Source organism: Lewinellaceae bacterium, from assembly GCA_020636105.1.
GTDB lineage: Bacteria > Bacteroidota > Bacteroidia > Chitinophagales > Saprospiraceae > BCD1.
In genome coordinates this window covers 53,540-72,204 of sequence record JACJYL010000002.1, presented here as the reverse complement: position 1 = coordinate 72,204, position 18,665 = coordinate 53,540, and the positions used below count along the sequence as shown (strand labels likewise).

At 43.3% G+C, this 18,665-nt stretch carries 15 protein-coding genes, 1 tRNA gene and 1 other RNA gene; 8 read left to right on the top strand and 9 right to left on the bottom strand.

The annotated features are described in order from the left end of the window. Positions 1-11: 11 nt before the first annotated feature. Positions 12-3,992 (top strand): lamin tail domain-containing protein, encoded by a 3,981-nt coding sequence (locus H6571_17730; protein ID MCB9325583.1) that lies wholly within the window; start codon positions 12-14, stop codon positions 3,990-3,992. Positions 3,993-4,202: 210 nt separating this feature from the next. Here the strand turns inward: H6571_17730 and H6571_17725 are convergent, their stop codons facing one another. After that, complete coding sequence (locus tag H6571_17725; protein ID MCB9325582.1) at positions 4,203-5,432, bottom strand: alanine dehydrogenase; 1,230 nt, start codon at positions 5,430-5,432, stop codon at positions 4,203-4,205. Between the two features lie 302 nt (positions 5,433-5,734). On the opposite strand from H6571_17725, the gene ssrA reads away from it, so the two are divergent. Next, positions 5,735-6,113: a transfer-messenger RNA gene (gene ssrA / locus H6571_17720) on the top strand. 157 nt (positions 6,114-6,270) lie between these two features. On the opposite strand, the gene H6571_17715 is transcribed toward ssrA, so the two are convergent. From H6571_17715 to H6571_17700, 4 genes are all read right to left on the bottom strand, one after another. Continuing rightward, positions 6,271-6,555, bottom strand: coding sequence for a hypothetical protein (locus H6571_17715; protein MCB9325581.1), 285 nt, complete (start codon positions 6,553-6,555; stop codon positions 6,271-6,273). A 57-nt stretch (positions 6,556-6,612) separates the two neighbouring features. Then, complete coding sequence (locus H6571_17710; GenBank protein ID MCB9325580.1) at positions 6,613-7,098, bottom strand: hypothetical protein; 486 nt, start codon at positions 7,096-7,098, stop codon at positions 6,613-6,615. Between the two features lie 103 nt (positions 7,099-7,201). Then, positions 7,202-7,525: a hypothetical protein gene (locus tag H6571_17705; GenBank protein MCB9325579.1), complete on the bottom strand. Its 324-nt coding sequence runs from the start codon at positions 7,523-7,525 to the stop codon at positions 7,202-7,204. 239 nt (positions 7,526-7,764) lie between these two features. Then, the gene (locus H6571_17700) at positions 7,765-9,588 is read right to left on the bottom strand and encodes a sigma 54-interacting transcriptional regulator (protein ID MCB9325578.1); all 1,824 of its coding nucleotides are present in this window, start codon (positions 9,586-9,588) and stop codon (positions 7,765-7,767) included. A 270-nt stretch (positions 9,589-9,858) separates the two neighbouring features. Here H6571_17700 and H6571_17695 point away from each other — a divergent pair, with 270 nt between their 5' ends. The 3 genes from H6571_17695 to H6571_17685 all read left to right on the top strand — a co-directional run bounded on the left by H6571_17695 (position 9,859) and on the right by H6571_17685 (position 11,875). Beyond that, positions 9,859-10,374, top strand: a complete 516-nt coding sequence (locus H6571_17695; GenBank protein ID MCB9325577.1) for a DNA starvation/stationary phase protection protein — start codon at positions 9,859-9,861, stop codon at positions 10,372-10,374. Positions 10,375-10,719: 345 nt separating this feature from the next. Continuing rightward, complete coding sequence (locus H6571_17690) at positions 10,720-11,100, top strand: hypothetical protein (protein MCB9325576.1); 381 nt, start codon at positions 10,720-10,722, stop codon at positions 11,098-11,100. A gap of 412 nt (positions 11,101-11,512) precedes the next feature. Then, positions 11,513-11,875, top strand: coding sequence for a sterol desaturase family protein (locus H6571_17685; protein ID MCB9325575.1), 363 nt, complete (start codon positions 11,513-11,515; stop codon positions 11,873-11,875). A gap of 27 nt (positions 11,876-11,902) precedes the next feature. Here H6571_17685 and H6571_17680 read toward each other — a convergent pair whose 3' ends face one another. Beyond that, positions 11,903-13,312: an aminotransferase class III-fold pyridoxal phosphate-dependent enzyme gene (locus tag H6571_17680; protein ID MCB9325574.1), complete on the bottom strand. Its 1,410-nt coding sequence runs from the start codon at positions 13,310-13,312 to the stop codon at positions 11,903-11,905. Positions 13,313-13,607: 295 nt separating this feature from the next. Between H6571_17680 and H6571_17675 the strand changes: the two genes are divergently transcribed. Continuing rightward, positions 13,608-14,804 carry an RsmB/NOP family class I SAM-dependent RNA methyltransferase gene (locus tag H6571_17675; GenBank protein MCB9325573.1) on the top strand — a complete coding sequence of 399 codons (1,197 nt, stop codon included), beginning with the start codon at positions 13,608-13,610 and terminating at the stop codon, positions 14,802-14,804. An 83-nt stretch (positions 14,805-14,887) separates the two neighbouring features. Beyond that, positions 14,888-15,328, top strand: a complete 441-nt coding sequence (locus H6571_17670) for a hypothetical protein (GenBank protein ID MCB9325572.1) — start codon at positions 14,888-14,890, stop codon at positions 15,326-15,328. A 24-nt stretch (positions 15,329-15,352) separates the two neighbouring features. On the opposite strand, the gene rfaD is transcribed toward H6571_17670, so the two are convergent. Beyond that, a complete protein-coding gene (gene rfaD / locus H6571_17665; GenBank protein MCB9325571.1) occupies positions 15,353-16,318 on the bottom strand; it encodes an ADP-glyceromanno-heptose 6-epimerase in 966 nt (321 codons plus the stop codon). Between the two features lie 174 nt (positions 16,319-16,492). On the opposite strand from rfaD, the gene H6571_17660 reads away from it, so the two are divergent. Next, a tRNA-His gene (locus tag H6571_17660) sits at positions 16,493-16,566 on the top strand. Between the two features lie 130 nt (positions 16,567-16,696). On the opposite strand, the gene H6571_17655 is transcribed toward H6571_17660, so the two are convergent. Further along, the gene (locus H6571_17655; protein ID MCB9325570.1) at positions 16,697-17,209 is read right to left on the bottom strand and encodes a hypothetical protein; all 513 of its coding nucleotides are present in this window, start codon (positions 17,207-17,209) and stop codon (positions 16,697-16,699) included. Between the two features lie 129 nt (positions 17,210-17,338). Continuing rightward, on the bottom strand, positions 17,339-18,640 hold the full coding sequence (locus H6571_17650; GenBank protein MCB9325569.1) for a sigma-54-dependent Fis family transcriptional regulator: 1,302 nt from the start codon (positions 18,638-18,640) through the stop codon (positions 17,339-17,341). Positions 18,641-18,665 lie beyond the last annotated feature (25 nt).

The window sequence follows — 18,665 nt, the reverse complement described above, 5'->3', positions numbered from 1 at the left end:
AAATCATTTCTATGAAAAAGGTTCTACTACCTGTTTTGTTTGTTCTTACTTTCTTGGGCCTTCATGCCCAACTCGTCATCTCTGAAATAAGCTACAATCCGCCGGAGAGCGGAACGGATTCTCTGGAATACATTGAAATTTATAACGCCTCAGGGGCGGATACCGATCCCATCAACCTCGAAGGATACTACTTCACCCAAGGCGTGGAATACACCTTTCCGAATTATACGATTAACCCGGGCGCCTACATCGTTGTCGCGGTCAATTCCCAGGCAATGTTTAATAATTTTGGCGTCGTGGCCTTTCAATGGACCAGTGGTGGGCTGAGCAATGGCGGAGAAGATATTGCTATTGCAAATCCTGCCGGCATTACGGTTGATTCCGTTAATTATGATGATGCAGGAGGCTGGCCGCTGGAACCTGATGGTTTTGGCTCTTCATTGGTTTTATGTGACTATGCCGGCGATCACAATGACCCTGCCAATTGGCAGGCCGCTTCTACGGATGCGGGATTTGATATTGCAGGGGTAAGCGTTTATGGCAATCCCGGCGCGGCATCTGGTTGTCAGTCGGATTTCCTCGTACGTTTTATTTCTGATGGGATTACCGTGGATGAAAGTGTTGGTACGGTTCAATTGGGCGTAGAATATCCCGCAGGGGATTTCGTTCCATGGGAAGTTACCGTTTCCCTCAATGCCGGGAGTAGCACGGCTACGCTGGATTGGGATTACACTTTTAGCGATACCACCAGTTTGCTTTCCGGTTTTGCCACTGATACCATGTACCTTACCATCCCGATATTTGATGATGCTATTCCTGAAAGTACGGAGCAAATTGTCCTGGAGCTTTCTGCTACGAATATCGACGTGGATATCTTACACCAGACTTTCACCATCATTATTGAGGACACGGATATGCTTCCGGGATTACCTGCCTATCCTATTGGTACAGTAACCAGTGTGGATGCCGATGGAGTGCTTGATTCTTTGAACGTGCAATGCCAGATTCAGGGAGTGGTTTACGGGGTGAACCAGCGACCTGCAGGCATGCAATTCACCATCATTGATGGCAATAACGACGGAATCGGGGTATTTAAATCCAGTGGCAATTATGGCTATACGGTCAATGAAGGCGATGAGATCATCATTCAGGGAACCATCGGCCAATTCAACGGGCTGGCGCAAATCGCCCCGGATACGGTTTGGATGGTGTCTGCAGGCAATGCCCTGTTTAGTCCTACTGTCATAACAACTCTGGATGAAAGTGCAGAGTCGCAGCTGGTGAAAATAGAAAACCTGACCCTGGTCGATCCCGGACAATGGACCAATAGCGGTTCCGGATTTAATGTAGATGTTACCGATGGCGTGAATACCTATTTGATGCGTATCGATAACGATGTGGATCTTTACGGAACGACCGCACCAACAGGAGCTTTCAACCTGACAGGTTTAGGAGGTCAGTTTGATTCTTCCTCACCATATACGAGTGGGTACCAAATTTTCCCAAGATATATGGCTGATATTCAGTTGATTGCTGAAAATGATCCAAACTATCCTCCCTATGACATTGGCCTGGTGACGGCTTTTGATGCGGATGGCGTGATTGATTCAGTTGGCGTGAAATGCCAGTTACAAGGGGTGGTTTACGGGGTTAACCAAAGACCTGCCGGCATGCAGTTTACCATCATTGACAGTAATAACGACGGAGTAGGAGTATTTAAATCCAGTGGCAATTATGGCTATACGGTCAACGAAGGCGATGAGATCATCATCCGGGGAACCCTCGAACAATACAACGGATTAGCGCAAATCGCCCCGGATACGGTTTGGATGGTGTCCGCAGGGAATGCCTTGTTTGATCCGACTGTAGTTACTGTTCTTGAAGAAAGCACCGAATCACAACTGGTGAAAATAGAAAACCTGACAATCGTTGATCCCGGACAGTGGACCAACAGCGGCTCAGGCTTCAATGTAAATGTTACGGACGGGGTGAATACTTATTTAATGCGTATTGATAATGATGTAGATCTTTATGGCACTGCTGCACCAACTGGTGCTTTTAACCTGACCGGATTGGGCGGGCAATTTGATTCATCTTCTCCTTACACTAGCGGTTACCAGATTTTACCTCGTTATATAGCTGATATTGAGTTGATCATGGATGTTGATCCTAATTATCCACCTTATGATATTGGATTGGTGACGGCAATTAATGCAGATGGCGTGATTGATTCAGTAGGGGTGAAATGCCAGTTACAAGGGGTGGTTTACGGCGTTAACCAAAGACCTGCCGGCATGCAGTTTACCATCATTGATGGCAATAACGACGGAGTAGGGGTATTTAAATCCAGTGGCAATTATGGCTATACGGTCAACGAAGGCGATGAGATCATCATCCGGGGAACCCTCGAACAATACAACGGATTGGCGCAAATCGCTCCGGATACGGTTTGGATGGTGTCCGCGGGGAATGCCTTGTTTGATCCGACCATAGTCACAGTTCTTGAAGAAAGCACCGAATCACAATTAGTAAAAATAGAAAACCTGACCATTGTAGATCCGGGGCAGTGGACCAATAGCGGCTCTGGATTTAATGTAGATGTCACCGACGGGGTGAATACTTACGCTATGAGGATCGACAACGATGTGGATCTCTACGGCACTCTTGCTCCAACGACTCCATTTAATCTGACCGGATTGGGCGGACAATTTGATTCTTCTTCCCCTTATACCAGCGGTTACCAGTTATTGCCGCGTTATACAGCAGATATTGAGTTGTTGAGTACAGACGGAGCCGTGAAATTTATCGGTACAGGTCTTATCGTCAACGAAGATGCGGGAACCATTGAAGTGGCAGTTGAATATCCTGCGGGTGATTTGGTCGCATGGGAAGTCACCGTTTCACTTGATGTAGCCGGTTCTTCTGCTACTGAAGGAATGGATTTTCTTTGGAGTGATACGACCATGTACCTGTCCGGTTTTGCTACTGACACGGTTTATTTACCGGTAGCCATCATCGATGATCTGTTGCCGGAGGATTTAGAAAATATCGTACTTAATCTGACTTCCACTAACGCGACCGTCGATCCGAATTTTGATGTTTACACCATTCAGATCGAGGATAATGATGTTTTTTATCCTGTATATGATATTGGGGTGGTTACCACAATGAATGCAGATGGAGTGGCGGACTCATTAGGCGTTAAATGTCAGCTCCAGGGGGTCGTTTACGGAGTGAATCAGCGACCTGCTGGAATTCAGTGTACCATTATCGACAGTAATAATGAGGGTATTGGCATCTTTTTGAATACCGGAAACTTTGGTTATACGGTCAATGAAGGGGATGAAGTCATTGTTCAGGGAACGATCGACCAGTTTAGTGGTCTGGCTCAGGTGGCCCTGGATTCTGTTTGGATGGTTTCTTCAGGAAATGCTCTTTTTGATCCGACCCTAGTAACGGCTTTGGATGAATCGACTGAATCACAATTGGTCATGATCACCGGATTAACCATCGTTGACCCGGGGCAATGGACCAACAGCGGCTCAGGTTTTAATGTAAACGTGACTGACGGAATCAATACCTATGCCATGCGTATTGATAATGATGTTGAAATATTTGGAGGTGCTGTTCCTGATTATGCTTTCGATTTGGTTGGAATAGGCGGCCAGTTTGATTCTTCTTCACCTTATACCAGCGGCTACCAGATACTTCCAAGATATTGGGCTGATATTTCAATTATTGATGCAGTCAATGAACCTGAACCGGTAAAGGTGGAATTGTTCCCGAACCCGGTTACTTCCCGTTTGTTCATCAGAACAGGTGAAGCAGTGGATGGCATTCAATTATTCAATGTCCTGGGACAGGAAGTAATGAGTGACCTCCATAAAAAAGAGGTGTTCGAACTGGATATGAGCACATTGGCCAAAGGGGTTTATCATGTCAGATTTTCCCTGAATGGAAAACAATGGAGCAAATCCGTAGTAAAAGAATAAAGCCGGTCTTTTAAAAGCTGTAATGGCTTTAGGATCAGGTGATAATAATAACGCCCGGGCAGTTGAAATACTGACCGGGCGTTTTATTTTGGAAACTTTTTTTGTTTAAAGTGTTCAACTTGAATCCTCCAGACCTAAAAAGTACGGGAACCTGTTTTGGGCTTATAATGCCGGGATATCGCTGTGCTCCACTTGAACCACTTGAACGCTTTAACCCGTTTGCCCCCCCTGAGCTTCGTTCTTTACATAATCTTCAAGATATTGAAAATGTTTACCAAGTTTACCATGGGTCGAAATGGTAGCTCTTTCAATCAAATCGCTTTTTTCCTTGAGCAACTCCGGCAAAATATGTTCGATGAACATTCCCCCAAAGGCTTTCGAGGCATCCCGGGGGATTTCACTGGGCAGATTGTCTATCGTCATCATATCAATTACGCCCGGTTGGTGCGGAGCGGTTTCCTTTCCTGTTTTCGGGTCAAACCCAAAAATGGGATCGGCAATTTTAGAGGCCCGGATGGTGGAAGGAATGGACGAATTAGGTGCGATGTCACAGGTGACGTCGGCGATCACTTTAATATTGAATTGGGGCGCCGCCATGTCCTGTGTCGTAAAAAAAGCAGGGGCACGGTTGTCCCAAAAGATGCCATTAATCATGATATCGCTCACCTTAGTGTAAGGCTCAAAAATGCTTTCATAATCAGCCGGATGAGCGAAAAAGTCCTGCATGTCAAAAGCCTTACCGTCTTTCCTTTGTGCATATTCACCGCAATTCAGTTGGGTGAAAACAATTTCGTCGAAGTCCTGCCCGAGGTATTCCTGTGGAGAAACCTGCCTGATGCCCATGTCACGGAGCGTTCTAACGGCTCCTGAAGCTACCCTGCCGCCACCGGTGAGCACAATTTTAACGGCGGGCCATGAAATGCCTGGATAGAGGGCTTTTGCCTCAGCATAATCAAAACATTTGTGGAGTCTCTTTAACGAAAAATCGCCGGTTCTTTTTCCATAGGTGTAGAGGGCGTTATGGGCGCCCACCATGCCCGCATAATAACCAAAAGCGATCAGTCGCCGACCTTTGTCATCGGTCAGTACCTCGTAATCGATAAGGGTAATGTTTTTGGCCAGGATGGTTTGGAGTAATTTGCGGTTGTGCACCTGTTTTTTAATGGTGTGGGAGAAAAAACTGTAAGTTTTCCCGGGAATCAATTCGTCGAGGGGCACCTCTTTGATCCCCATCAGCAGGTCACAATCTGATACATCATCCACAAGAGCAATACCATGCCGGGTATATTCTTCATCTCCATAAGCCCTGATCTTCGACTTTTGAGCAATGACCACTACCTCCAGTCCATATTTAGCTTTGATCGCAGCGCATTGTTCAGGGGTAAGCGCAACCCGGGTATCCGGCGGAATTTTACCTTCTTTAATTAATCCTATTTTCATGATTTTATTGATTAGTCAGGGCACAAAATAAGTATTTTATAGTTGAAACAGGAGAAAACTTATGGTATTAAATGGACAATTTAAACCAGGGAAAGATGCCCGAATCGTCGCTTGGTGAATTTATGGTTGAAACATCCTGAGAGGCTTCAGTTTAGCCGGGAAAATCCCGGGAAAAATTATTTTGTCGTGCAAAGGAACTTTTTCCTGACAAAAAGGGTTATTATTGCAGGTCGTTTCTAAAAGTAGAAGCGGCAACACTTTAGTCTTTAGTCTTTAGTCTTTAGTCTTTTCACTTTTAACAAGGGGACGTAATGGCATCGACAGGAAATGTAGCTGGTTAGTAAGCATGCCGGAGCACGATAATTCACTCCGTTAACAAATGATTGTCAACAATTTTATATGGCAACACACGTTTTGCCATGGCTGCCTAATTCTAGGAATTAGCGCACCATTGTGCCGCCCACTTGATGTCTGATACATAGAGGTGCCGCACATCAACCAACCCTCAGACTGGCAGTATGACCCGCTTCGATCATATCTGCGAGATTTAGAAGATAAGGGTTTCGCACAGGAGGGTTTCCAATCCTTCCGGAACCTCGAAAATTAAACTGGGAACTAAGCATGTAGAAGGCTCTCAAGTGCTTTCACTGGACCCGAGTTCGACTCTCGGCGTCTCCACAAAAAAAGCCCGTGTAAATGAAAATTTACACGGGCTTATCTTTTTCAGATAAAAAACGAACGGGGCCTAAGCCCCGTTTGTCTTATTCAAAACATTATATTGGATAAGTTTTGAATTATAGTGCGAAAGAGTGTTGATTATCCGGCTGTTCCGTTTTTATTATTTGAAGGCGGCAGTTAATTTTGAAACACCTTGCTTAAAGGTCTCCGCACGTTCAGAAAAAGCTTCCTGGAATTCATCCCATTTTTCTTCAGCCGTATCTTCAAGGGATTCATATTTGGATTTAAGATCCTCTTTTTGAGATTTTAAGGTGCGAATCTGCTCATGGTAGGTGTCTTTGAGATTTTCTTTGACCTGGTCGCTTTTGGCTTCCAACTCATTGATCTTGTCAAATACTTCGTCGATTTGTTTTTTTGCTTTTGCTTTAAATCTTTGTTTATCCATTATTTGTTATAATTTTTAGGTTAAAAAATAGGTTTAATGGGGGCGACTAGGGCAAAATTACCCTTTCATGGTTTCTCCTGCTTTATCGAGCGACGATTCGAGCTCTTTTAAAGCTTTGTTAAAACTGCCTTTCATCTTATTCCAGGCTTCGGATGAGCTGGATTCCAATTTGTCCAGGTTTTGACTCAATTCCATCTTTTTTACTTTGAGTTCATTGAGCATCGTCATGGTATTCTCCTGCAAGCTGTCTTGCATTTCCGATGCATGGTCGTTGAAATGCTGTTCCATCGTTTCGATTTCGTGGTTTATCCTATCCATTCTTTTGTTGGCTCTTTCGACCATTTCTTTTTTTTGATCATAGAGATAACCCTCAAAGGTTTGGTAGGTTGTTTCTAAATTTTCCTGGACATCATCCATGGAGACTTCCTGATCTGCTGTGGTCGATTGTTCTGATACTTTCGAGTCACATGATGCTAGGGTGAAAGTCGCCAAAATAGTAACCAGGAATACCCTGAACCAATTTAAAATTTTTATATGTTTCATCTTTTTGAGTTTTTTGATTAAAAAATAGATTAATAATAAAAACAGAATCATCCTTAATTAAAATAAGTATTTGATTTTGTGTTCAATGTTTTGGAAGTTACAATCATGACATGTTTTGCCATTCTTTGATTTTAACTTTATCCATGAAGGACAGAAGGTTCAGATCGGGGGTATCTCCGCCGGGGGATTTAATGATTCCTTTTGAACCATCTACACAGGTAATGGCGAAAAGAATAGTATCAAAGGCTGATTCTTTAGGATTTCTGAAACGGTATAATTCGTCAATTGTCAAATCCTTTTGCTGATAATACCTGTTGGTACCCCTACTGTATAAACCCAAGGATCTTAGGCTGAATTGCAGATTGTATCCTCTCTGGCTCAACAGGGCAATTGCTTGATTAACGTCTTTGTATTTCTGTAAAGTCATGGGTGTGGCATTCGGTTGATCTATTTACAATAATAGATGCGAACACCGTGCCAATTTAAAAATATTTGGATTAATTAATTGATTATCAATTAATTATGATTTTATCGAAAAATAAAAATATGAAATAATTTCTGATATTTAAGAAAAATTACGACTATTAAGAAAGTTACTTAGACAAGGCAGAGGGGGCATCAGGAGCTCGGGTTAAGTCATTTGCAGGTTTCTGACCACCTGAATGTTCAGTTTTTCCTGATGTCCAGTTTTTTCATTCTTGACCAGAGGGTTTTGGGGTGGATATCGAGCAGTACGGCAGCACCGTCAGCACCACTGACCTTCCAATTGCACCGTTCAAGTGCCTTGAGGATGTGGACTTTTTGAGCTTCATCCAATGATTTGAACTTTTTACCAAGTTTTGACCGGTACTTTTTCTTCACCGGCGAAAAGGAAGCACCAAGCTGAAGCCTGTTTCCTGTTGAGAGGATGATGGCCCTTTCAACAATGTTTTCCAATTCCCTTATATTCCCGGGGAATTCGTATTTATATAATTGGATGACGGTTGACTTCGGAATTTTTTCGATGCGTTTGCCCATGTGTTTACTATACTTGTCGACAAAGTGTTTGATAAGCAGCGGGATGTCTTCGCGGCGTTCCCTTAAGGGCAAATTATGAATGGGGAAAACGTTGAGCCGGTAATAAAGATCTTCCCTGTATTTCCCGTTATGGACAAGTGTTTCCAGGTTTTGGTTGGTGGCAGCGATAACCCGCACATCAACCTTGATGGTTTTGGTACCACCTACCCGAGTGAATTCTCCTTCCTGTAAAATGCGGAGCAGTTTAGGCTGTAACTCGAGGGGAAGGTCACCTACTTCATCCAGGAATAAAGTTCCTTTATCTGCCAGTTCAAATCGACCTTTTTTCTGTTGGGTGGCTCCGGTAAAAGCCCCTTTCTCATGGCCAAATAACTCACTTTCGATCAGGGTAGCCGGTAAGGCGGCACAATTTACTTTTACAAGAACCCGGTCTGAACGCTTACTGAGTGCGTGGATCATATTGGCTATCAGTTCCTTGCCCGTTCCTGTTTCTCCCGTGACCAGAACCGTAGTATCGGTAGGCGCTACCTGCTGAGCCATCATGATGACGTTTTTGTAATTGTCACTCTGGCTAATGATATTTTTATGTGGATATCTGAGTTCTATCTCCTCTTTCAGGATAGCATTGTCACTTGCCAGCTGCTGACGAAGTTTTTCAATTTCTTCCACTCGCAGTTCCCGTTGGGCTTCGAGCTTTTTCCGTTCACTAATGTCCCGTAAAATGGCACAATAATATTCTTTGCCTTCGCTGGAAAAGAGGGTGATACTGACCTCTACAGGGATGGTGGCTTCCCCTGATTTTTTGATGAGGGATTCGCGGCTGATCTCTTTATCCTTTTTTAATAAGGCCCATTCCTCCTTGAATTTTTCCAATTCAAAATCGGGAAAGAACATATCAGGCTCTGACAGAAGTGCTTCTTGTTTGGAGATTTTGAGTTTTTTACAGAAGGTGTTATTAACAAAGATGAGTTTACCCTTATGATCCATCCAGTATATTATCTCACGTGCCTGATTTATCGTATGGTGTGCCAGGGACATTTCGGTATCATTCCGGGGCATCGGAGGGGTTGGCCTGCTGTTTTGATCGGGGGAGGGGAGAGCCTTTCCTTCCATTACGATCATGCAGGTTTTAAGGGCATCCGCGTCAAGTAAGATACCCTGCATTGCTGCCTGGAAAATATCTTCCTCCGCGGTAATGATCTCTATTTCAACGGAGGAATGTCCCTGTTGAACCAGATCCCCAAAGAATTTTTTCCAGTTTCTTAAGGTCAGGGAAGGGTTTATTTCAAAAATGGTTTTGGGTAGGCGGGCATCAGGTTTATAGCCAAGCATTTTCTGCATGGACCTGTTTATGGATTGGATGTATCCCCGTTCATCCAGAAATAAAATGCCGTTTTGGATGATGTCCGCTGTTTTTCTGAGTGCCGTTTCAACCTGCGGGTTATTAGAGCTTTCATTTTTCTTAACTGCCATATTTTTTATTAGGTGAGCTCATAAGTTACTAAAAATAAGAATAATTCTTAAATATCAGAAATAATATTTTCAATAAATATTGTAATTTCTTGATAATCAATACTTTAAATTTTTTGGCATGAACCTTGAATATAACTTACTGTAACAAAAAGACAAATCTGTTATGGATGAAATTTCAGGATTTTGCCTGTAAATCCGGAAAGACTAAGGTATTGCTTTTGACAATGCGGTTGCCGGATCATTTTTTTAAATCACACAAATAAAAAATTAATGACTACAAAATTAAAGAAAAAGACCTATAAAAAATTGGGTTTTACCGGACTGGAAACGGTTGCGATTGTTAAATCACTAAATAAATTGTTAGCCAATTATCACATTCACTCGCAAAAGATGAAAAACTTCCACTGGAACATAAAAGGAAGAGATTTTTTCGAATTGCACGATATATTCGAAGATCTGTACCATGCTGCCCAGGCCAATATTGATGATGTGGCTGAAAGAGTGAGGGTATTTGGTCAGACTCCGGCAAGTAGGCTGAAAGAATATCTTGACTTGGCTGAAATAAAAGAGGTGGGAACAGGCCTGACCAGTGAAGCCATGGTAAGAGAAACCCTCAATGATTTTCAAATGTTGCTTTCCTTCATGGTGGATGTAGCAGATGCAGCCATTGACATTGGAGACGTGGGAACCGAAGACCTTATCAATACCTTTATCAAAAACATGGAGAAGAAACACTGGATGTTCAATGCCTGGATGCACAATCCCCCAAGGGTTATTGAAAATTAATTCGCTACCGTACACACTTTTTTGTGTCACGCTGATTCCGCTGATTTTCGCTGATCATTTTCGAAAATTTTGCCTTGTTTTTCCGACTAAAGTACGGAATGTCATTATATTCCATCTGCGTTTATCTGCGTTTATCTGCGTTTTCTGCGAGGACCAACCATGCATTTTCAGGACTTCCCGCAAAAGTGTACGGTAGAGAAAAAATTAAAAAGGATAAAATTCGGGTATGGAAAGTTGAAGGAAACTATTTTATGTACTTCAATACCTGTTTTACATAGGGTAATCCAGGGTATCCGCTTTTCGCGGGTATCCGGTTTTCCCATTTTTTATCAAAAACAAAAAAAGATGAAAAAATTCACAGCCGGCAGAACTCAAATTACCATATATTACAATCCTCGTACTCGTGGAGGGCGCCAGGTTCTCGCTTATGCCCAGCAAACTCCTCATTCCATTCTGGCACTGGACATCACCAAAACATCCCCGACACCAACCCAATGGTTGAAAATTGCAGAAAAGTTAAAATTGGACGTTCAGGATTTAGTGCTCACCGAGCACCCTTCTTTCAAAAAGAGGTATGGAGAATCCAGCCTGGGGAAAGAGGACTGGCTAAAGGTCATCAAGCAAAACCCCGATGTCATTATGCAACCTATTGTGATAAAGGGTAATGACATTCATTTGGTCACAACCCCAAGTTACATACTAAAACTGATCGATACCTTCTGGTAATCATCTTCCCGGACTATCCAATTCCTGTTCCAACCAAAATCATTGGCCTAAACTAAAAATCACGCCTTCTTCCAGTTGAATTGAGGAACAGTGCTAATTTGACATGCTCCAATCCAATCCCGGCATAATTTTTTTTCAATGCCATTTCTTCGTTCTTACAGGCCCTTTCATTTCCATTTCATCAAAGATCAACCCACCCATCCTGCCTTGAAACATTCCGATTAAAATAAAAAGCCTATTTTTAACTTTTGTGAAAATAGATTTCAGCCTTTTATGATGGAGAAAATTACTTCTTATTTGTTATTTCTTATCGTCTTAACCATCATTGGAGAGGCCATTTACAGCTATAAAAAGCAAAAGGACCTATATTGGGGCAACCTACCATTTTTTATTCTGGATCCCACTGCCCCTCATGGGGTTTGAACCGATGGCTATCCTTTCCGTTCAAACGTATTGTTTTCTTTTCAATTTCCTCCAGCATACCACGGTCATTCCCAAACTGGGTATTTTGGAGGAAGTCCTGAATACTCCGTCCCATCACCGGGTGCACCATGGTTCCAATCCAATGTATGTCAATAAAAATTACGGGAACACCCTGATTCTGTTCGACAGGTTATTCGGAACTTTCGAAAGAGAGGCGGAACCGCCCGTTTATGGGTTAACGGAAAATCCGACCAACCGAAATTTTATTTATTTGATCTTCCATGAATGGATCGCTTTGTTCAGGAGGACCTATGTAAAGTTGAAATTAAAAAGTCCATTCAAAAAGTCTTAAAGGAATGAATTTTCTTTGAAGTGTTGTTTATCCATCCAATGCGTCAATGAGCTTTTTGTAAGCTGCCACGTACCGGTCGTTATCCGCCGTAGAATGGGCGCAACTCACAAAATCCCTCCCCATCCGGGAAAGCACACCCGCACTTGAAATCATGACGGAATAAGCTGAAAGGATCTTCCTGCGCATGACGACCTCATGCATGGCTTCCTGAGAGGTGATCTCAACAGCATGAGGCGCCGTCATTTCCACACGAAGAATGTTTCCAAAATTATAGGCAAAGAAACCGGTGTCACCGGAATCAAAAAGGTCGTTCAGTTTCCTGGTAACATCATCCGCTGTCGATGCGGCCTTTTCAAGCAGATTATAATCCAGGAGGGAGGAAACCACATAATGGCAGGCTGCCATGGAAAGCGTATTCCCGGCAAGGGTTCCTCCAATAAAGGTATAGGGTTGTTTCATGGGCAGCCCGGTACTGGCGGCATCCATAATTTCCTTTTTCCCGCCCACAGCTCCGCAGGAAGGAAAACCATTCATCATTCCTTTCCCCAGGGTGGTGAGGTCAGGCGTGATGCCCAGCCATTTTTGGGCGCCCCCGATGCCCATCCGAAAACCGGTAACTACCTCATCAAAAATGTAAAGTGCACCGTACCTGTGGGCTATTTCGATCGCTTGTTCATGAAAACCTTCTTCAAATGGAATAAGACCGGACTCCGCACCCATGGGTTCGCAAATGACAGCGGCGACACCGCCTTTGTTTTCAAGAGTTTTAAAAGCCGCTTCCAATGCCTCCGGATTATTTTGTGGCACCAGCACTGTCTGGTCCATGAATTCATCGGGAATACCCTGGGAAATGAACTTTCCGGAGCCGGGCACTTCCACATCTACCAGGAATTCATTGCCCCAGCCATGATAATTCCCCATGAACTTGATCAGCTTTTTTTTGCCGGTTACCGACCGGGCTATTTTCACGGCTGCTGCGTTGGCTTCACTGCCGCTGGAGGTGAAGCGCACTTTTTCAATGGACGGGAAAAAAGAAATTATTTTTTCGGCTGCCGCGATTTCCAAAGCATCAAAATGACCGTGGAAATGTGTTTTTTGAGTTAATAATTCATGAATGGTACTGACCAGGCCTTCGTCGTTGTGGCCGAGGATAATGGCACCGCCGCTCAAAATATAGTCGATAAATGAATTGCCATCCACATCCACCAGTATACTTCCCATCCCTTTTTTCATAAAGAAAGGATAGGGATCCGAGAGAGGAAGGGTATGCTGGGATCCGTTCGGCAATACTTCTTTGGCCTTTTCGGATAAAAGGAAGGACTTGGGGGTGCTGCTTTTTAAAGCGGCATAGGCGTCGTTTAACTTGCCAATATTTGGCTTACGAATAGGGCTTTTAGTGATTTCACGGCCCCTTTTTAATATTTCTTCAGCGTTCAATTTAATAGCATTTTTAGGTTAGGATTACGGGGATAAATTATTAACAACCTCATAGATAAGAGATAAATCCTAATTTCTGTTTAATAATTGGGATAAATTCAATAATAAAAATGATATTATCTGATAGGAGCAGTATAAAATTTTTAAAAAATATCCTGCTATTTATCCGGGCTTAAAAAAATAATATGCTCTTCCAAACGGGTAAATTGAAACACAATTCTCACTATTCTCTATTCTTTTATTAGTTTTGAACCGTAAAAATTAAATAACACAACATTCCGATCTAAAACATAAAATGAGGTATTACCCAAATTTAATCCAGTCCGTTGTAAAGGCCCTGCAAAGTATATTTCAGGAGGGAGAACATGCAGGAACGGTAGTAGAACAAATGCTCAAATCGGACAGCCGATGGGGAAGCCGTGATCGTCGTTTTATTGCGGAGAGTATATACGAGATCATCCGTTGGTATCGTTTGTTGTATGAGATAAGCGGGGGGGAACCGGAGTCAGAAAAAGACTGGTGGAGGTTGTTCGGGATTCTTCAAATTATCCAACAAAAAAGTTTGCCCCCGTGGGAAGAATTTAAGGATTTGGAGGCGGATAAAATTTTGGAACGTTTTGGCCTATTAGAAGAAAAAAGGAGCATTGCGGCCTCCATCCCGGAATGGCTGGATGAACAGGCTGCTGCTGAACTGGGGGACGAATTATGGACGAAAATCCTCCATACCCTGAACGAAAATGCTCCGCTGATCCTGCGGGCCAATACATTGAAGACCAATGCCAAAGACCTTTTGGTGCAGTTGAAAAAGGAAGAAGTGGAAGCCCGGTCAATAGGGGAGGAGGCCCTTGTTTTAGAAAAGAGAAGGAAACTGGGCACCCTGAAATCTTTTCGACAGGGGCTTTTTGAAGTTCAGGATTTCGGTTCCCAGCAGATCGCTCCTTTTTTGGAGGTACAGCCCGGGATGAAAGTAGTGGATGCCTGCGCAGGAGCGGGGGGAAAAACGCTGCATCTGGCAGCCTTGATGGAGAATAAAGGGGAAATAATCGCATTGGATGTTCAGCGGGATAAACTAAAAGAACTTAAAAAACGTACGACCAGGAACGGAGTTTCCATTATTCACTCCCACCTGATTTCAAAAGAGATCGTCGAAGGGCTTTATGATTCGGCCGACCGACTTTTGCTAGATGTACCTTGTACGGGAACAGGGGTTTTAAAACGGAAGCCTGACGCCAAATGGAAGCTCTCGGCCAAAAAATTAGAAGAAGTCCGTAAGACCCAGGTGGAAATTCTGGACCGGTATTCCGGAATGGTAAAAGTCGGGGGCAAAATGGTTTATGCTACCTGCAGCATCTTTCCTTCTGAAAATGAGGAGCAGGTTCGTCATTTTTTGACAAGGCACCCAGGTAAATTTGAACTAAAAAAAGAACAGACGATACACCCCGGGGAACATTGCGACGGGTTTTATATGGCCCTATTGGGGCGCATTGAATAAGTTCGGATACGGGGCTATTTCTAGGGTTTTTAGAAGAATTTGCAAAAACCTCAAGCATAAAAGATTAATAAATTTTTATACTAATGAAACCATATATGCTTATCCTTTTCGGGGCCTTCTTTTTGCTGGCCTGCCAGAATGATCGGTCAAAGAACAATCATGGAGACGAACTTACCGCCGAAGAGGAATTCCTCACTTTCCGGAAAAAATTTTTAAGAGACAGTTTGTTCCAGGTGACCCACATAACCTTTCCACTGGATGGCCGGCCAGACAAGGCCAGTGCCGGTGATACTTTACCTAACGGCCAGTTCATGTGGCAGGAAGACAAATGGTTGATGCACAAAGAAATCGATCCTGCAAGAAGTGGATTTGTGGTTAAATACTCCTGGCTGACGGACAATATGGTGGAGGAGACTCTGATCAACGAGCAGGTAGGCCTGGGCATGATGAGGCGATTCGCCAAAAGACCCGGGGAGGATTGGGAACTGATCTATTACATAGGGCTGAGTAGTGTCAGGCAATGATAATGTTCCTTTAATCGGGGAATATTACCAGATTTTCTCTTCCAACAAATATTGTTGTACATAATCCTTTATGCCTTCCTCGAGGGAATAAAAAGGCTTATCGTATCCTGCTTTCCTGAGTTTTTCCATATTGGCCTCAGTGAAATACTGGTAGGTTTCCCGGATATCTTCCGGCGTATCGACAAAGGAGATGTCGGGGTCGAGTCCCATGGCGAAAAAAGTGTTTTTTGCAAGGTCCAGGAAGGTTCTGGCTTTACCAGTGCCCAGGTTAAATAGTCCGTTTTGGGGGCGGTTCAGGTAGAAAAAATAACATACATCCACTACATCCTTGATATAGACAAAATCCCGGCTCTGATGTCCGTTTTCGAAATCGGGCCGATGGGAGCGGAAGAGTTTCATACTGCCAGTGGCGTTGATCTGGTTGAGCGTGTGAAAGATCACGGAGGCCATACGCCCTTTGTGGTACTCGTTCGGGCCGTAAACGTTAAAGAATTTCAGCCCGACCCATAGGGGAGGGGTGGTCTTTTGTTTCAGGGCCCAGATGTCGAAATCATTTTTGGAGTCTCCATAAGGGTTGAGCGGTTTAAGTTGCCCTACAATATCGTGAGAATCTTCATACCCGTGTTCTCCCAACCCATAAGTGGCGGCACTGGAAGCGTAAACAAATGGGATGTTGTGCTTCGTGCAGGTATTCCAGAGCGCTTTGGTGTAATTCAGGTTCAATTCATCAAAAATGGCTTTATCTTTTTCCGTGGTATCGGTACGCGCCCCCATGTGGTAGACGAAACCTACCTCTTTCTGGTTTTCTTCCAGCCACCCAGGAAATTCTTTCCTGTCCATCTTCCGCGTAAAGACCTTGGTTTCAAAGTTTACGTTTTTATCAGCCCTGCTGAAATCATCGACGATCATCAGATTTGTGTACCCTTCGTCGTTCAGTTTTCTTACAATACAGCTACCAATGAATCCGGCAGCACCAGTAATGACTATCATTTTGAATTTTTTGTAAAATTACGGAATGGCCGATAACTCTAGGTCTTGTTTAAATTATTATTTTAAATTAAAAATTTAAGCAAAGGGTCTTTCATACTTCATGGAACTTTTTTATCTTTGCATCGCTTTTGGTAAAAGCAGGTATTTTTTACAGAAAAAAGCCTTTCAAAACTGGTGAGTATAGCTCAGTTGGTTAGAGCGCTGGATTGTGGTTCCAGAGGTCGCCGGTTCAAATCCGGTTATTCACCCTAATAAAAAAAGCCTTTCGTTATCCTTAACGAGGGGCTTTTTTTATTACTACAGACAATTTTTTTCTGTCATTGCTTTATGCTCCAAAAAGTTGCATCTCAATATTCCCGCATTCAAGCATTATTGCATTTACCAATCCGCAAAAGCCTTGTTGAAAATATCTTCCATCAATTGGGTAATGATGGCATCAATGGCTTCATCTTCAATACTGGAAAGGTCGATATTGCTGTCGAAGTCGTAGAAATAGGAAAAGTTGCTTTTCCAGCCCTTATCCTCATTCACTGAGCCATCTTTATTGAAAACAATGTAATCCACGGCAAGTCGGATCGTCAACCGGTTTATAGCGGTGGACTCCCCGGCTTTGGGAGCTTCTGAAGTGACCAGGTAATCAACGAGGCTTCCTTCAAAAGAAATGTCGGGTTGCGTATCATTAAAAATCAGACGGGTTTCGGTACGTATCTTTTTGTTCAGGGCCTCCTGTATGGTTACTTCAAGGGCAGCAGGGGAACTAAAGGCATTGTTTTTAAATTGCCCGACGTAGTAGGTTTTTGTTTCAGGATCGATGCTAATGCCCCGAAAGCTATAACAATGCTGAAAGAAAAAACAGCTTAATAAGCCTATCCATAAAAAAACACCTTTCATAACCAGTATTTAGTGTGAAAAAAAACTCAATTTTTGTCAATAAATTTTAGTCATTACTAACCCGGCAGCCAGTGGAATGAAATGACATCCCGATACGCAGTGTCGGGGCAACCAGCAAACCAGTACCGATCACTCCATATCATATTCTTTGATCTTCCTGTAGAGTGTCCTTTCAGAAATCCCCAGGTCTTTTGCGGCATCCTTTCTACGTCCGCTATGTTTTTTTAAGGCTTTTTTGATGAGTTCGCGGGTATTATCATCCAGCGACAGGTTTTCTTCCACCACCTCCATGGAGTCATAATCTTCGTGGAGGTTTTTTTCCAGCATAACAGCTTTTACAGGACCGCCGACGGCTTCTTCTCCTTCATAATGACGAGATGCGGGAACGGGCCTTTGCTGGCGGGATGGCGAATGAAACGTATCTTCCTTTGTTGGGGTAAAAGTTCCTGCCTTAAGGCTTTTTAGATTTTGAACGTCAGGCACCTGGAGGTCATTGTCTTTGATGAGTTCAAAAACAAGGGTCTTCAGATCATTGAGATCACCTTTCATATCAAAAAGCAGATTGTAGAGGATTTCTCTTTCCTGTAAAGTATTTCCATCATTTACGCTGCCTGCTCCGCCGGCGATGACGGGAAGCCGGCGCTCTCTTAAATGAGGGGCAAGGTTTAACAGGTCATCCACATCCATTATCCTGTTTTCGGAAAGAATGGATAATTGTTCCACCATATTTTTGAGCTCCCTGATATTACCGGGCCAGGAATAGTTCTCCAGCAGTATCCTGCCGTTGTCGTCTAACTGCAAAGGTTCAATGTGATACTTTTCTGCAAAGTCGATGGCAAATTTCCGGAACAGCATATAGATGTCTTCCCTCCTTTCAGAGAGCGAAGGCAGTTTGATGGGAACAATATTCAGGCGATAAAAAAGATCTTCCCGGAATTTTCCTTTTCTTATTTTTTCTTCCAGTTCAACGTTGGTGGCCGCGATGATTCGAATATCGGTATGCAGGATTTTATTGGAGCCCACCCTGATGAATTCGCCGGATTCCAGGATTCTTAACAGGTAAGATTGGGTATCGAGTGGCATTTCGGCAATCTCATCCAGAAAAATAGTCCCTCCATTGTGAGATTCAAAATATCCTTTTCGTTCGTTGATGGCCCCGGTAAATGCTCCTTTTTCGTGACCAAAAAGCTCTGAATTAATAGTGCCTGGCGGAATGGCGCCACAGTTGATGGCAATGAATTTATTGTGTTTTCGCGGGCTGTTATCATGGATGATTCTTGAGAAAACCTCTTTCCCAACGCCGCTTTTACCCGTTATCAGCACGGTAAGATCAGTATTGGACACCCGGAAGGCCGTGTTGAGCGCACGATCTAATAAAGGGGATCTGCCGATAATTCCGTACCGCTGTTTTATGGATTGTAAATTCTTCATTAATTCAAATAAATTTATTGAATTT

What these genes read in the sequence shown, in the direction of transcription:
- H6571_17695 (MCB9325577.1), top strand. Translation starts at nt 9,859, where the DNA reads ATGACTACAAAATTAAAGAAAAAGACCTATAAAAAATTGGGTTTTACC.
- H6571_17715 (MCB9325581.1), bottom strand. Translation starts at nt 6,555, where the DNA reads ATGGATAAACAAAGATTTAAAGCAAAAGCAAAAAAACAAATCGACGAA.
- H6571_17705 (MCB9325579.1), bottom strand. Translation starts at nt 7,525, where the DNA reads ATGACTTTACAGAAATACAAAGACGTTAATCAAGCAATTGCCCTGTTG.
- H6571_17675 (MCB9325573.1), top strand. Translation starts at nt 13,608, where the DNA reads ATGAGGTATTACCCAAATTTAATCCAGTCCGTTGTAAAGGCCCTGCAA.
- H6571_17730 (MCB9325583.1), top strand. Translation starts at nt 12, where the DNA reads ATGAAAAAGGTTCTACTACCTGTTTTGTTTGTTCTTACTTTCTTGGGC.
- H6571_17655 (MCB9325570.1), bottom strand. Translation starts at nt 17,209, where the DNA reads ATGAAAGGTGTTTTTTTATGGATAGGCTTATTAAGCTGTTTTTTCTTT.
- H6571_17685 (MCB9325575.1), top strand. Translation starts at nt 11,513, where the DNA reads ATGGGGTTTGAACCGATGGCTATCCTTTCCGTTCAAACGTATTGTTTT.
- H6571_17690 (MCB9325576.1), top strand. Translation starts at nt 10,720, where the DNA reads ATGAAAAAATTCACAGCCGGCAGAACTCAAATTACCATATATTACAAT.
- H6571_17700 (MCB9325578.1), bottom strand. Translation starts at nt 9,588, where the DNA reads ATGGCAGTTAAGAAAAATGAAAGCTCTAATAACCCGCAGGTTGAAACG.
- H6571_17710 (MCB9325580.1), bottom strand. Translation starts at nt 7,098, where the DNA reads ATGAAACATATAAAAATTTTAAATTGGTTCAGGGTATTCCTGGTTACT.
- H6571_17650 (MCB9325569.1), bottom strand. Translation starts at nt 18,640, where the DNA reads ATGAAGAATTTACAATCCATAAAACAGCGGTACGGAATTATCGGCAGA.
- H6571_17670 (MCB9325572.1), top strand. Translation starts at nt 14,888, where the DNA reads ATGAAACCATATATGCTTATCCTTTTCGGGGCCTTCTTTTTGCTGGCC.
- rfaD (MCB9325571.1), bottom strand. Translation starts at nt 16,318, where the DNA reads ATGATAGTCATTACTGGTGCTGCCGGATTCATTGGTAGCTGTATTGTA.
- H6571_17725 (MCB9325582.1), bottom strand. Translation starts at nt 5,432, where the DNA reads ATGAAAATAGGATTAATTAAAGAAGGTAAAATTCCGCCGGATACCCGG.